Origin of the sequence: Amycolatopsis aidingensis (genome assembly GCF_018885265.1) — a bacterium.
Classification (GTDB): domain Bacteria; phylum Actinomycetota; class Actinomycetes; order Mycobacteriales; family Pseudonocardiaceae; genus Amycolatopsis; species Amycolatopsis aidingensis.
Map to the genome: position 1 here is coordinate 941,260 of NZ_CP076538.1, position 13,757 is coordinate 955,016.

General features: G+C 70.6%; 12 protein-coding genes. 6 read left to right on the forward strand and 6 right to left on the reverse strand.

The genetic code is table 11. The features are described 5' to 3' along the window. Window positions 1–10: 10 nt before the first annotated feature. Window positions 11–2,803: an AfsR/SARP family transcriptional regulator gene (locus KOI47_RS04610; RefSeq protein ID WP_216214252.1), complete on the reverse strand. Its 2,793-nt coding sequence runs from the start codon at window positions 2,801–2,803 to the stop codon at window positions 11–13. 118 nt (window positions 2,804–2,921) lie between these two features. Here KOI47_RS04610 and KOI47_RS04615 point away from each other — a divergent pair, with 118 nt between their 5' ends. Both KOI47_RS04615 and KOI47_RS04620 read left to right on the forward strand, forming a co-directional pair. After that, on the forward strand, window positions 2,922–3,248 hold the full coding sequence (locus KOI47_RS04615) for a hypothetical protein (protein WP_216214255.1): 327 nt from the start codon (window positions 2,922–2,924) through the stop codon (window positions 3,246–3,248). 3 nt (window positions 3,249–3,251) lie between these two features. Continuing rightward, complete coding sequence (locus tag KOI47_RS04620) at window positions 3,252–4,895, forward strand: alpha/beta hydrolase (RefSeq protein ID WP_216214256.1); 1,644 nt, start codon at window positions 3,252–3,254, stop codon at window positions 4,893–4,895. On the opposite strand, the gene KOI47_RS04625 is transcribed toward KOI47_RS04620, so the two are convergent. From KOI47_RS04625 to corA, 3 genes are all read right to left on the reverse strand, one after another. Beyond that, complete coding sequence (locus KOI47_RS04625) at window positions 4,896–5,735, reverse strand: chromosome partitioning protein ParB (RefSeq protein WP_216214258.1); 840 nt, start codon at window positions 5,733–5,735, stop codon at window positions 4,896–4,898. Beyond that, window positions 5,732–6,406 (reverse strand): metallophosphoesterase family protein, encoded by a 675-nt coding sequence (locus KOI47_RS04630; RefSeq protein ID WP_216214260.1) that lies wholly within the window; start codon window positions 6,404–6,406, stop codon window positions 5,732–5,734. Before KOI47_RS04630 ends, KOI47_RS04625 begins: the two co-directional genes overlap by 4 nt. A gap of 197 nt (window positions 6,407–6,603) precedes the next feature. Further along, the gene (gene corA, locus KOI47_RS04635) at window positions 6,604–7,689 is read right to left on the reverse strand and encodes a magnesium/cobalt transporter CorA (protein ID WP_216214261.1); all 1,086 of its coding nucleotides are present in this window, start codon (window positions 7,687–7,689) and stop codon (window positions 6,604–6,606) included. 336 nt (window positions 7,690–8,025) lie between these two features. Between corA and KOI47_RS04640 the strand changes: the two genes are divergently transcribed. The 3 genes from KOI47_RS04640 (at window position 8,026) to KOI47_RS04650 (ending at window position 11,293) form a co-directional block, all read left to right on the forward strand. Beyond that, entirely contained in the window at window positions 8,026–8,529 is a 504-nt protein-coding gene (locus tag KOI47_RS04640) for a MaoC family dehydratase (protein WP_216214263.1), read from the forward strand. Beyond that, a complete protein-coding gene (locus tag KOI47_RS04645; protein ID WP_216214265.1) occupies window positions 8,522–9,625 on the forward strand; it encodes a DUF2332 domain-containing protein in 1,104 nt (367 codons plus the stop codon). Before KOI47_RS04640 ends, KOI47_RS04645 begins: the two co-directional genes overlap by 8 nt. 63 nt (window positions 9,626–9,688) lie before the next feature. Further along, window positions 9,689–11,293: an acyl--CoA ligase family protein gene (locus KOI47_RS04650; RefSeq protein WP_216214267.1), complete on the forward strand. Its 1,605-nt coding sequence runs from the start codon at window positions 9,689–9,691 to the stop codon at window positions 11,291–11,293. On the opposite strand, the gene KOI47_RS04655 is transcribed toward KOI47_RS04650, so the two are convergent. Continuing rightward, on the reverse strand, window positions 11,288–11,692 hold the full coding sequence (locus tag KOI47_RS04655) for an NUDIX hydrolase (RefSeq protein WP_269756693.1): 405 nt from the start codon (window positions 11,690–11,692) through the stop codon (window positions 11,288–11,290). The two genes, KOI47_RS04650 and KOI47_RS04655, sit on opposite strands and share 6 nt — an antisense overlap. Next, window positions 11,689–12,912, reverse strand: a complete 1,224-nt coding sequence (locus tag KOI47_RS04660; protein WP_216214269.1) for a cytochrome P450 — start codon at window positions 12,910–12,912, stop codon at window positions 11,689–11,691. The genes KOI47_RS04655 and KOI47_RS04660 overlap by 4 nt, the downstream gene beginning before the upstream one ends. A 69-nt stretch (window positions 12,913–12,981) precedes the next feature. Here KOI47_RS04660 and KOI47_RS04665 point away from each other — a divergent pair, with 69 nt between their 5' ends. Further along, window positions 12,982–13,632, forward strand: coding sequence for a TetR/AcrR family transcriptional regulator (locus KOI47_RS04665; protein ID WP_216214271.1), 651 nt, complete (start codon window positions 12,982–12,984; stop codon window positions 13,630–13,632). Window positions 13,633–13,757: the final 125 nt, after the last annotated feature.

The following is a 13,757-nucleotide window of genomic DNA, read 5'->3' on the forward strand; positions in this document are numbered from 1 at the left end:
GGGGTGGGGGTCAGGTGGAGTCGAGGGACTCCAGCAGGTCGGCCAGGCGGATTCGTTCCCGGCTGCTGATACTCGCGAGGTGTTCCCGCGCCTCGCGGTGCCGCTCGCGGGCCTCGCCGGTGCGCCCGAGCTCGTGCAGCGAACGGGCCAGCTGGAGCAGCCCCTCCGCCGCGAGATAACCGCCGCCGAGCTTGTCGTGCAGTTCCACCGCCTCGGCGGAGCAGGCCAGCACCTCGTGATGCGCGCCGCTTGCCGCGTACACGCTCATCAGCGAGTTCAGCGTCACCGCAAGGTTCGTGACATGACCGATCCGCCGGTTGATCCGCACGGCCTCACGTAACCGCTCGGCGGCCTCGGCCCGCCTTCCCTCCCGCATGGCGATCATCGCCAGGTTGCACTGCGAGGAGGCGATCAGATGCTCCTGCCCGGACGCGGTCGCGTGCTCCAACGCGTCCTGGCTCAGCGCGACCGCCCACTCGGGCTCGCCGCGCAGCATCGCCACCCCGCTGCGGTTGCTGATCAGCATCAGCCGGTCCTGATCGGCGTCCCCCGCATCGACCAGCAGGTCCGCCGCCCGCTTGCCGAGCCGGTCGGCCTCGTCCAGGTTGCCGCGCTGGGCCTCGGTGACACACAGCTGCGCCAGCCCACCCGCCTCCAGCCGGGTGTCCCCGGTGGTGTGTGCCAGGGTCAGCATCGCCTCGCCGAGCTGGCTGCGTTCCCGCCAGCGCATCGAGGAGTTGAAGTACCAGGTCAGGGCGCGCGCGAACGTGATGAGTGCGGGCACGCAACCGGGTAGCCACTCCCGCGCCGCCTGCGTCAGCAGCGCCACCAGGGTGCCGATCTCCCGGTCCAGCCAGCGGCGCGCCTGCTCGCAGCTGACGAACCGCACGGTGTCCCGGTCGTCCACCGGTTCCCGCTCCGGCATCCCCGGCAGCTCCCGCGCGCCGGTGGCCAGCAGGCAGCAGTGCCGGGCGGCCGCGAGGTACCAGTGCATGGCCTCGCCGAGCCGTTCGGCCCGCTCGGCCTCCGGGGCGGACTCGGCCCGCTCCCTTGCCAGCAGCGTGATCAGGTCGTACATCTCGTACCGGCCCGGCTCCGGACTGGCCAGCAACCCGATGTCCACCAGGTGGTCGAGCGCGGGTTCGGCCCGTTCCGGCCGCCAGCCGGTGAGCGCGCAGGCCAGCCCGAGCGTTCCCGCGCAACCGTCGATCAGCCCGAAGGCGTCGAACAACCGCCGCGCGTCCCGGCCGCGCTCGCTGCCGTCGGCTTCCAGCTGCTCGATGCTGACCGCGAAGCTCGCCCTGATGTCGGTGTCCTGATGCCGCAACTGGTCCAGTCGCCTGCGCTCATCGGCGAGCAGCGCCACCCATGAGCTCAGTGGCCAATGTGGACGCAGGGCGGCCCGGCTCGCGATCAGCCGCAGCGCCAGCGGGAGACGGCCGCACAACTCGGCAAGCCGCGCCGCGGCCTCCGGCTCATTGTCCACTACGGACGAACCGACCAGGCGGCGAAGCAGCTGGGCGGCCTCCTCGGCGCCGAAGGCGTCCAGATGCACCCTGGTCGCGCCCTCCGGGCCGGTGATCAGCGCCCGGCTGGTCACGATGACCCCACAGCCGGGCTCGTCCGGGATCGCGGGCAGGGCATGCGCCTCGCTTGCCGCGTTGTCCAGCACCACCAGCACTCGCCTGCCACGCAGCCGGGTCCGGTAGGTGCGCACGACGGTGGCGAGGTCCTGCCGCGGGTCGACGTCCGCGCCACCGAGCGCGCGCAGCAGCTCCTGCAACACCCCGGTAGCCGAAAGCGGTCGCGCCCCTGGGGTCGCGCCGTGCAGGTCCACGTACAGCACGCCGTCCGGGAAGCTGTCCGCGAGCTCGCGGGCGGCGTGGATGGCCAGCGTGGACTTGCCCGAACCACCCTGGCCGTGCACGAAACAGACCGGCTGGCCAGCCCCCGGCCGCGCGAACCTGGCGCGCAGGTCGGCGAGCTCGCTCGCCCGGCCGACGAAGGTGGCCGCGCCCGCGGGCAGGGTGTCCGGCACCGGGGCACGGCCCGGCTGGTCGATCCCGCCCTCGGCGTCCAGCTCGGGATCCTCGCGCAGGATGGCCTGTTCCAGCCTGCGTAGCTCGCTGCCCGGTTCCATGCCGAGCTCGCTGACCAGGGTGGCGCGGATGCGCCGGTACGCACCGAGCGCCTCGGCGGCCCTGCCGGTGCGGTACAACGCCAGCATCAGCTGGCGGCACAGCCGTTCCCGCAACGGGTGTTCCGCGGTCAGCTCGGTCAGCCTCGGCACCAGCTCGCCGTGCCTGCCAAGGCGCAGCCCCACCTCGATGCTGTCCTCCAGGGCGGCGAGGTACTGCTCCTCCAGCTTGGGGGCCTGTAGCGCGCGCAACGGGACGTCCCCGAGGTCCTGCATCGGTGCGCCCCGCCACAACCCGAGCGCCTGCTCGAAGAGTTCCGCCGCGCGGCCGGGGTCCGGCTCCGCGCGGGCCGTGCTCACCAGGGTGCCGAAGCGGTGCACGTCCAGTTGCTCCGGCCGGATCCGCAGCCGGTAGCCGGAAGGCGCGCTCTCCAGCACCGGCTCCGGGAGCCCGCGGCGCAGTCGCTGGACGTAGTTGCGCACGGTGACCGCGGCGCTGCGCGGCGGCGTAGCTCCCCAGAGGTCCTGCACCAGGGTGCCGGTTGTGACGACCGCACCGGGGCGGACCAGCAGCCCGGCCAGCACCGCACGCTGCCGCGGCGCGGACACGGGTACGGCCTCGCCGTCCCGCCACACCTCGACCGGCCCCATGATCCGGAAGTCCACACCGGCGACGCTATCAAGCCGCTACCGCCGCGCTACGCGGTCAATGTCCGAAATCGGAACGCTGTTGCCACCGGGGTGGTCCCAGGGTGGATGACGAACCGAAGGCACGGGAGCAAGAGTGGCTGATATCGGGGTGACCCAGGGCGAGCTGCGCAAGGCAGGCAACGCGCTGATGGACGCCGCGGACGGCGGCAAGACCGGATCGGGAGACACCGGCGGAAGCTCGGACCTGAGCGGGACGAACTCGGCGGTGTCCACCGGTGGGTCCCTGGACGGATTCGCCATCCGCGGCGCGCTGAACACCTGCGAGACGCAGTGGGAGGACGCGACCGACTCGATGCTCGCGAAGATCTCGCTGACCGGCGACAAGCTCGTGCTGGCCGCGGACAGCTACGACGAGATCGAGGCGGACAACACCGAACCGTTCCGGTTCCTGGAGGGCTGACACATGGTCGACTACGCGCAGCTGAAGCAGTTCGACCGCGGTGAGCTCGACGCCATCGCGGACGCCTGGACCGACCAGGCGAGCAACCTGCGGGACCGGGCGGACGCGGTCGGCGAGCAGATCAGCGCCCTTTCCGGCTGGGAAGGCGAGGCGGGCGAGGCGGCCCGCTCCGGGCTGGAGAAGCTGCGGAACCTGCTGAACGACGCCGCCGACGAGATCGACAAGCTGCCACCCAAGATCACCGACGCGGCGGACACCATCGACGAGGCGAAGCGGGAAGCGGCTAGCGCGGTGGACGGCGCGGACAAGGAACTCGAGGTCGGCGCGGACGGGGTGGTGCGGATCAACACCGTGAGCGGCGGCCCTTCCTCCACCGGGATGAGTACGGATAGCCAGGAGAACGCGCGGGACACCCTGCAGGGCAAGATCGACGACGCGGTGCGCAAGGCCACCGAGGCCGACGAGGACGGCGCCTCCGCCGTGCGCAAGCACCTGCCCGCGCAGATCGGTGTCGATATGTCGGAGGTCGGCGAGGGCATCCCGTCGATCCCCACCGGCGCGGATCCCGCGAAGGTCAACGAGTGGTGGAACGGCCTTTCTCCGTTGGAGAAGGAGACCCTGCTGTTCACCGACAGCGCCACCCTCGGCAACCTGGACGGGATCCCGGCCGAGGTGCGGGACCGGGCCAACCGGTTCGTGCTGGACGAGCACCGCGCCATCCTCGAGCAGCGCCAGGAGCAGTACCCGGAGGACAGTGACGTCTGGCAGCGGTCGCAGGACCGGCTGGATGCGATCAAGGACCTCGAGTCCAAGCTGGGTGACCCGCATGCGGCCGACCAGGAGGTGTACCTGCTGGCCTTCGACGCGCAGGACGTCCGGGACGGCGAGAACCTGGGGCGCTTCGCGCTGTCCTACGGCAACCCGGACACCGCGGACAACGTGTCCACGGCCATCCCGGGGATGGACTCGGCGATGAACGGTGACATCGGTGGTAAGGAGGACGCCTGGCTGGAGCGTGGCGAGCGGTTGCAGGGCGCGGCAGGCGGCAACACGGCCTCCATCGTGTGGTTCGGTTACGACGCACCCGGCAAGTCGGAGGTCATCTCGGACGAGAGCGCCCAGTCTGCGGTGGGCGACCTGCAGGACTTCCAGAGCGGGCTCCGGGCCACCCACGAGGGGCCCGCCTCGCACAACACGGTGATCGGGCACAGCTACGGCGGATCCGTCCTCGGCATCACCGCGGCACACGAGAAAGGCATCGACGCCGACTCGATCGCCTTCGTCGGCGCCACCGGTGGCGGCGCGGAGACCGCCGACCAGCTCAACGTGAACGCTACCGACGGCCACGGCGAGGTGTACTCCGGCCGGACCGACCGGGACTTCATCGGTGGACTCGGTTTCGAGAATCTCCATGGCGATGACCCGAACAGCCCGGGCTACGGGGCCGACACGGTGTTCGAGACCGGTGATGGTGGCGGCAGCGGAGACATAAAATACGGTCACAGCCCGGCGTACTGGGAGGACGGAAGTGTCTCCCTGGACAATATAGGCCACATCATTGCGGGCGAGGATCCAACGGAGGACCCGACACCCTACGGGAACGCCTCGCCCTCCGGGAGTCCGAACCGCCCGCCAGGCGGGTGGTGACTATCTCCTGCCCGCACGCACCGCCTGGAGCACCTCGTCGTCCCAGCGGTGCGTGCGGATCAGCCGGTAGCGCTCGGCGGCCACCCACATGTACGCCTCGGTCTCGGTGCGCTCACCGATCATGTCGGCCTCCCGCAGCATGCCCACCACCGGCAGGTACTCCTCCTGGTACCAGCGCGCGGCCACGGTGGCGCGATCGGCGAAGGCGCCCTCGTCCTGCATCAGCCGGAACCCCCATGCCTCGACGTGCTCGCCGAGTTCGGCGTAGTCCCATGGGTCGGTGACCAGGATCGCGGCCCGCGCCTGCCCGGTCAGCGGCACGCGTTCCAGGAACAGCCTGCGGTAGTCCTTGACGATCAGGTCCCCGCGGTAGCGGATCCCGCCAGGGTCCAGTTTGGTACGTACCTCGGTGACGTATGCCTCTATTGTGGACAGTCCGATGGCGTGTGCGACCGAGACCCGGTGGTGCCCGTCGGAGATGAAATGCAGCTCGCCGACCCGGTACACCTCGATCGGCGGAATGTTCTCCCCGCGCCGGGTGGCCAAGGCCAGGCGTTCCCAGCGCTCGCGCACCCGGCCGCTGGTGGGGCGGAACCGGCGGTCGAAGTCCCTGGCCCGGTCCACGCTGCCCACGATCGAGTCGAGCCTGATCACCTGCGGCCCGATCTGCCGCTCGCTGAGGAAACCGAGCGCGTCCACCACCTCGTGGTAGGGCAGCATGATGTTCACGTCGTCGGGCTCCCTGCGCAGCCAGGCGGCCAGCCGGGACAGCACCTGGCGGCGGCGGGCGCGCAGGAAGTCGTGCTCGGCGTCGGCGCGGGGGAAACCGGTGTCCTTCATGTCATGCCTCCGCTCTGCTCCGCCCCCAGTTCCAGCAGGTGGTAGCCGACGACGTTGCGCACCTCGGTCCCGCCGAGCCGGTGCATGGGCAACCGTTCGCCGTGCGGATGGATGTGGCCGTGCAGCAACAACCGCGGGCGCAGCCGCTGGACCGTCCGGTGCAGACAGTCGAAGCCGTGGTGCGGTGGATCCTCGCGGTCGCCGACATGCCGCGGCGGCGCATGGGTGAGCAGTACGTCCACCGCGCCGCCGTCCTTGCGCTCCAGCCTGCGTGCCGCGCGTTCCAGCCTGCGTGCCCTGCGGGCCTGCTGTGCCTGGGTCCACTGGTTCGGACCCTCGTTGTAGCGGACGCAGCCGCCGAGCCCCGCGATCCGCAGCCCTGCCACGTCCACCACCCGGCCGTCGGCGTTGATCCCGCCCGCGGGACCCGGCCACGACGCGGGGAAACCGTCCCGCATGGAGAGTCCGCCGTACCGGGTGAACCCGCTCAGGTCCGGATCGTGGTTACCGGGCACGAAACCCAGCGGCCGGTCCACGGCGCAGGCGAGGAACTCCAGGTAGTCGAAGGGGAGATCGCCCGCACCGAGCACCAGGTCGACGTCGAGGGACCGGACGGCGCCGCTGCACAGCCGCTCGTCCACCTCGTCGGCAACCACCAGTGCCGTTGGCATGGCCCCAGCCTACGGCCGGAGGCTCAGCGTGGCCCGTAGGCGAACTCCGGGTTCTCCGCGATCACCGCGATCACCAGCACGATCCAGGTGAGTGCCGCGGTGAGGCCCCAGAACTTCAGGTTGGTCAGGATGCGGGACATGGCGAATACTCCTCCGGTGCGGTCGTAGGGAAGAAGCGGGGCGGGGCGCGGGGCGCCCTAGAGCCATCGGTTCTTCCGGAATATTCGGTAGAGCAACAGGCAGATCCCGAGGATCACCGAGACGACCATCGGGTAGCCGTAGCGCCAGTGCAGCTCCGGCATGAAATCGAAGTTCATCCCGTAGATCCCGGCCAGCGCGGTGGGCACGGCGATGATCGCGGCCCAGGCGGTGATCTTGCGCATGTCCGAGTTCAGCTGCAGGGTGATCTTGGCCAGGGTGGCGTCCACCAGCGTGGTGAGCAGCTCGTCGAAGCCCGCCACCCGCTCGGACACGTTGGTCAGGTGGTCGTGCACGTTGCGGAAGTAGGAGCGCACCTCGTCCGGGATCAGCCGGGTGTACCCCTCGGACAGCCTGCGCAGCGGGGTGGCCAGCGGCATCACGGCGCGGCGCAGCTCGAGCACCTCGCGCTTCATCAGGTAGATCTGCTCCGAGGTCACCGGCGACCGCGGCGCGAACACCTGCGTCTCCATCTCGTCGATGTCGTCCTCGATCCGGTCGGTGACATCGAGGAAGTGGTCCACCACGTGGTCGGCGATGGCGTGCAGCACCGCGGCAGGCCCCGGCTTGAGCGTCTCCGGGTCGGCGTCCAGCTCGCTGCGCAGCCGGGCAAGGCCGGAGTGGTTGCCGTGCCGCACGGTGATGATGAAGTCCGGGCCGAGGAAGGCCATCAGCTCGCCGGACTCGACGATCTCGTTCGCCGTGGTCGGGGACTCGTGCTCCACGTAACGCACGGTGCGGAACACCATGAACAGCGTGTCGTCGTAGCGCTCCAGCTTCGGCCGCTGGTGCGCGTGCACGGCGTCCTCCACGGCCAGCTCGTGCAGGCCGAAGGTCTCCGCGATGCCCTGGATCTGCTCGGAGTCCGGCTCGTGCAGGCCGATCCAGACGAAACCCTCGCCGCGGCTGCGCACGTCCTCGATCGCGGCGGCGTGGGTCCAGCGGCCGGGCTGCCGCTTGCCGTCGAGGTAGACCGCGCAGTCGACCACGTAGGCGGACAGCGGCACCGGGATCGGTGGCTGCACCCGGTTGGGCCTGCTGTTGCCCCGGCCACGCAGGCCGCCGAAGGAAGGAATCGTGGGCATGGCTTCTCCTGGCTTCACGTCGTGGAACGGCGACGACGCGCCAGGGCGGATTCGTCCGCCCCGGCACTACCAGCGGTCCCGGCCAGGCCCTACCGGGTCACCAGGGAGAAACGGTGCCGGCCTCCTCGGGCGGGAACGCTGGTGCTACTAGGGAGCGGACTATCGCTACTACTCATCGTGCGTTCCTCACCTCCTTCGGCCGCAGTGGGTGTGGGGTGTGCCTACTCGCGTTGACGTAGCCGACACCGATGGTCAAGGGTACTCCCCAACATCACGGGACGTCGGTTGAGGTCGGTGCGCCGTTACCAGCGGGGTCGGTATCTGGAGGAGGAACGCGTGCAGTTCGGGCGGTATTTCGAGGAGTTCGAGGTCGGTGCGGTGTACAAGCACTGGCCGGGCAAGACGGTCACCGAGTACGACGACCACCTGTTCTGCCTGCTGACCATGAACCATCACCCGCTGCACCTGGACGCGCACTACGCGGGGGAGACCACGGACTTCGGCAAGAACGTGGTGGTCGGCAACTACATCTACTCGCTGTTGCTCGGCATGTCGGTTCCGGACATCTCCGGCAAGGCCATCGCCAACCTGGAGGTGGAGTCGCTGCGGCACGTCAAGCCGACCTTCCACGGCGACACCATCTACGGCGAGACCGAGGTGCTGGAGAAGACCCCCTCGAAGTCGAAGGACGACCGTGGTGTGGTGTACGTGGAGACCCGCGGGTACAAGCAGGACGGCCTGATCGTGTGCACCTTCCGGCGCAAGGTGATGGTGCCCAAACGCTCCTACGGCGAGACTCGCGGTGGCGAGCAGCCGGGACGTCCGGTGCCCCATGAGTGACCTGCTCGGCGAGATCAAGCAGCGGCTGGCCCGGTTCGCCGAGCGGGAGGCGACCGGCTCGCCGCTGTACCAGCACCTGGCCGCCAAGGCCGCCGAGGACGACGCGGTGGCCAGCCTGCTCGCGGCCGCCCCGCCCAGCGACGCCCATCCGACCCTGCTGCTGGCCGCCGCGCACCGGCTGATCCAGGCCGACCCGATCCACCCGCTGTCCCGTTACTACCCCACGCTGGGCGGGTTCGACGGGGTGGACGCCGAGACCTGGCCGATGTTCCGCACCTTCCTGCTGGAGCGGGCCGAGCAGGTGCGGGAGATCGTCACCACCCGCTACACCCAGACCAACGAGGTCCGCCGCGCGGCACTGCTGTACCCGGGAATCGCGCTGGCGGCCAAGCAGGCGGGTGGCAAGGTCGCCCTGCTGGAGGTCGGTTGCAGCGCGGGGCTGCTGCTCGGCCTGGACAAGTTCGGCTACCGCTACCAGTGCGACGGCGGGGAGCAGCTGGTCGCCGGGCCGGCCAAGGCGGCCGTTGGCCTGCACTGTGCCCTCGAGCTCGCGCCGGGCGCGAGCCTGCCGAAGCTGCCCAAGAAGCTGAACGTCGGCGCCCGGATCGGGCTGGACCGGGCGCCGGTGGACGCCGGGGACGAGGAGGAGCTTGCCTGGCTGGAGGCCTGCGTCTGGGCCGACCAGCCGGACCGGGTCCGGCTGCTGCGTACCGCGGCGCTGGCGCAGCGCAAGGACCCGCCGGAGCTGATGGCGGGGGACGCGGTGGACGACCTGCCTGCCGCGGCCGCGCGGTTGCCTGCCGACCTGCCGCTGATGGTGCTCACCAGCCACACCCTGCCCTACCTGCCAGACCATCGGCGGCAGGAGTTCGTGGACGCCCTTGGCAGGCTGGCCGCGCAGCGTCCGCTGTGGTGGATCAGCCAGGGTTTCTACGAGAACGCGATCACCTATGTGCTGCCGGGCCGGGACGACCTGGCCTTCGCCAACACCGGCCAGGCTGTGCTCGGCCTGGCCAGCTGGGTGGAGGGTGAGATCCGCGCGCAAGCGCTTGCGCGCACGGATCCGCATGGCCAGCGGATGACCTGGCTGCCATAACCGCCCCGGCACCTCTCCAGTCGGCGGTTGTGGCCCGGTGCCTGCCTGGTGACCATTGCTGCCATGACCGAGCCGGCCGTGCCTGCGGACCCCTGCTACACGCCACTCACCCCGCTGGCCTTCCTGGAGCGTTCGGCGGAGGTGTTCGGGGACAAGACCGCCATCGTCTACGGCGACCGCCGGACCACCTACCGGGAGTTCGCCGCCGAGGCGACCCGGGTGGCGCGGGCGTTGCGCGCGGCCGGGGTCGCGCCCGGCGACCGGGTGGCCTATCTGCTGCCGAACATCCCGGAACTGCTGGTGGCGCACTTCGCGGTGCCGCTGGCCGGCGCGGTGCTGGTGGCGATCAACACCCGGCTCGCGCCCGCGGAGATCCGCTACATCCTGCAGCACTCCGGGGCGAAGGTGCTGGTCGTGGACGCCGGGCTGCATGCGTCGGTGGCACCGGTGGTGGCCGAGCTGCCGGTGCGCGAGATCGTCACGGTGACCGACCCGGCCTCCGGGGCCGCCCCCGACCCGGCCGTTGGCGGCATTTCCTATGCCGACCTGCTGGCGCGGGGGAGCGAGCGGCCGCTGCCGTGGACCGTCACCGACGAGCGGGACACCATCTCGATCAACTACACCTCCGGCACCACGGGCAGGCCCAAGGGAGTGATGTACCACCATCGCGGGGCCTACCTGAACGCGCTGGCCGAGGTGGTGCACTCCCGGCACACCCCGGAGTCGCGTTACCTGTGGACGCTGCCGATGTTCCACTGCAACGGCTGGTGCACCGCCTGGGCGGTGACCGCCATCGGCGGCACGCACGTCTGCCTGCGCTCGGTGGACGCCGCGGAGATCTGGCGGCTGCTGGATACCGAGGGCATCACCCACCTCAACGGCGCGCCGACCGTGCTGGTCACCATCGCAGGCCACGAGGGCGCGCACCCGCTGGCCCGCGAGGTGGTGGTGACCACGGCGGGCGCGCCGCCGAGTCCGACCGTGATCAGCCGGATGTCCGAGCTGGGCGCGCGGCTGGTGCACGTGTACGGGCTGACCGAGACCTATGGGCCGTACACGGTCTGCGAGTACCAGGACGGCTGGCTCACCCTGGACATCGGGCGGCGCAGCAGGCTGCTGGCCAGGCAGGGGGTCGGGATGGTGGTCACCGACGGCGTCCGGGTGGTGGACGAGAACATGGCCGACGTGCCGCGGGACGGCGCCACCATGGGCGAGGTGGTGATGCGCGGCAACAACGTGATGTCCGGGTACTTCGCCGATCCCGATGCCACGGCGGACGCCTTCCGCGGCGGCTGGTTCCACTCCGGCGACCTCGGCGTGTGGCATCCGGACGGCTACATCGAGCTGCGCGACCGGGCCAAGGACATCATCGTCTCCGGCGGCGAGAACATCTCCACGATCGAGGTGGAGGCGGCCATCGACTCGCATCCCGCGGTGCACGAGGTCGCGGTGGTCGGCGTGCCGCACGAGAAGTGGGGCGAGCGGCCCAGGGCGTACGTGGTGCTACGGCCAGGGGCCACGGTGGACGCCGAGGAGCTGCGCGAGCACACCCGCGCGGAACTCGCCCGCTACAAGGTGCCGGACCAGGTCGAGTTCGTCCCCGAACTGCCCAAGACCTCCACCGGCAAGATCCAGAAGTTCCACCTCCGCAACCGCCCCTCCTCATAGCACGGGGCTGGGCAGGGCGTGCCAGTTGCGGAGGAGTGTGGGCAGCGACTCGGTGAGCAGGCCGTGCTCGGCAAGGGTTGCGAAGGCGGGGGCGTCGATCCAGCGGGCCTGCGCGGCATCGTCGCCCGGCCGCAGCACGCCCCCGCGCAGGGTGCAGCGGTAGTCGTGGATCTCGAACGGCCCGCGGACGATGCTGCCCGCCAGCTCGCCGGGCAGCACCTCCAGCCCGGTCTCCTCGCGCAGCTCCCGCCGCACGGCCTCGGCGTCGGTCTCCCCCGGCTCGACCCGCCCGCCGGGCAGGGTCCACAACCCGCGGGCGGGCTCGTTCGCCCGCTGGATCAGCAGCAGCCTGCCCGCCTCGTCGTGCAGGATCCCGCCGACACAGCGCACCAGCGTCACGTGCGCACCGGCAGCCGCTCCGGGCCGCGCAGGTTGAGCCTGCCGTTCCAGACCACGTCCCCGTCCAGCGCGAGGCCGGGGAACCGCTGGACCAGCCTGCCGATGGCGACCCTGCCCTCCAGCCTGGCCAGTGCGGCGCCGAGGCAGTGGTGCGGCCCGCCGCCGAAGGACACGTGCTGCCGGGCGTTCGGCCGGTCCAGGCGCAACTGCTCGGCGTCCGGCCCCCAGAACTCCGGGTCCCGGTTCGCCGCGGCGAGGTTGGCCAGTACGAACGCGCCCGGCTCGATCTCGTGCCCGCCGACGGAGTACGGCTCGAGAGTGACCCGCCTGCTGCTCTGCACCGGGCTGTCGTAGCGCAGCAGCTCGTCCACCGCGTTGCCGGCCAGCTCGGGGTCGGCGCGCAGCCGGTCCAGCTGCCCGGGGTTGCGCAGCAGGGCCAGCGTGCCGCCCGCGATCAGGTTCACCGTGGTCTCGTGGCCCGCGACGTAGAGCAGCGCCACCTGCGCGACCAGCTCGTCATCGCTGAGCGCGTCCCCGTCCTCCTCGGCCGCGATCAACGCGCTGAGCAGGTCATCGGCCGGGTTCGCGCGTTTCCACCGGAGCACATCCTCGATCATCCCGGCCACCTCGTTGTCCGCCGCGGCGATGGCCCGCAGCAGCTCGGGATCGTTCACCGGCTCCACCGCGCGTACCAGGGTGCCGGTGAGCTCGCGCAGCTTCTCGTGGTCGGTCGGCGGCATGCCGAGCATCCGGGAGATCACCGTGAACGGCAGCGGGAAGGCCAGCGCCGGCACCAGGTCCACCCGGCCCGCCGCGGCGATCTCCGCCAGTGCCTCGTCCACCAGCGCGGTCACCTCCGGCTCCAGCGCCGCGATCGTGCGCGGGCTGAATGCCTTGGACACCAGCTTGCGCAGCCGGGTGTGGTCCGGCGGATCCAGGTCCAGCATGGACCGGCCGTCCACCCGCCGGGTGTCGGTGACCCCGGCGTCGGCGTACAGCTGCTGCAGCGGGCCATCGGCGGCATGCCGGTCCTCCACCGAAAGACCGGAACGCAGCAGTGCGAACACGTCCTCGTAGCGGGAGATCACCCAGAAACCGAGCGGATGTCGGTGCACCGGCGCCCGTTCCCGCAGCTCCGCGTAGTGCGGGTAGGGGTCCTCTGCGAAGCCAGGGGCGAAGGGGTCGAAGACCGGGGAGTCGTCGGCGGTGACGTCGGTCATGGCAGCCTCCCGCATTGCGTACATGCACGCTGTCGGTTACATACGCCGAGTATGTCATATGCTTCGCGCATGTCCGAGGTCAAGAGCCGGCGCGAGCTGTACTCCGAGGCGACCAGGGCCGCACTGCTCGACGCCGCCACGGAGTTGTTCGCCGAGCGGGGCTTCGCGGGCACCACGCTGGAGGGCGTCGCGTCCGTCGCTCGGGTGACGCGCGGTGCCGTTTATCACCATTTCGCGGGCAAAACGGCGTTGTTCGAAGCCGTTCTGGAGCGGATGGAACTGGGAGTAATCGAGAAAGTCACCGAAAGTGCTGAAAGGGCCGAGGATCCGCTGGCCGGGGCGCTGGCCGCACTGGACACCTTTCTTCGCGAGTGCTGTGACCCGCTGTACACCCGGCTGGCCTGGCAGGAGGGGCCGGTGGCGCTCGGCTGGAACCGGTGGGTGGAGCTGGAGGAGTACTACGCCTACGGGATCACCGAGCGGCTGGTCCGCGGGCTGGTGGAGGCCGGGTACATCCGCGATGTGCCGCTGGGTACCACGGCCCGGTTCGCGTTCTCCCTGCTCGGCGCGGCGGGCCGGGAGCTGATGGAGGCGGACGAAGCGGACAAAACGCGGGTGAAAAACGAATGCGGTGCGCTGCTTCGCCGTTTTCTCGCCGGGTTGCTGACCGGAGGTGCCGAGGTCGCAGGGCAGGCCGGGTTCACAGCCGGAAGGGCGTGATGAACCTCGCGGTGCGACCGGAGCTACCCCGCAGTTGATCACGCACTGTGTTCGTCCGCTAGGATTCGGCCCGGTCACTGACCCAAGCGCGGGACTTTTCTCCCGTAGCGCAGCGCAGTGCGGTA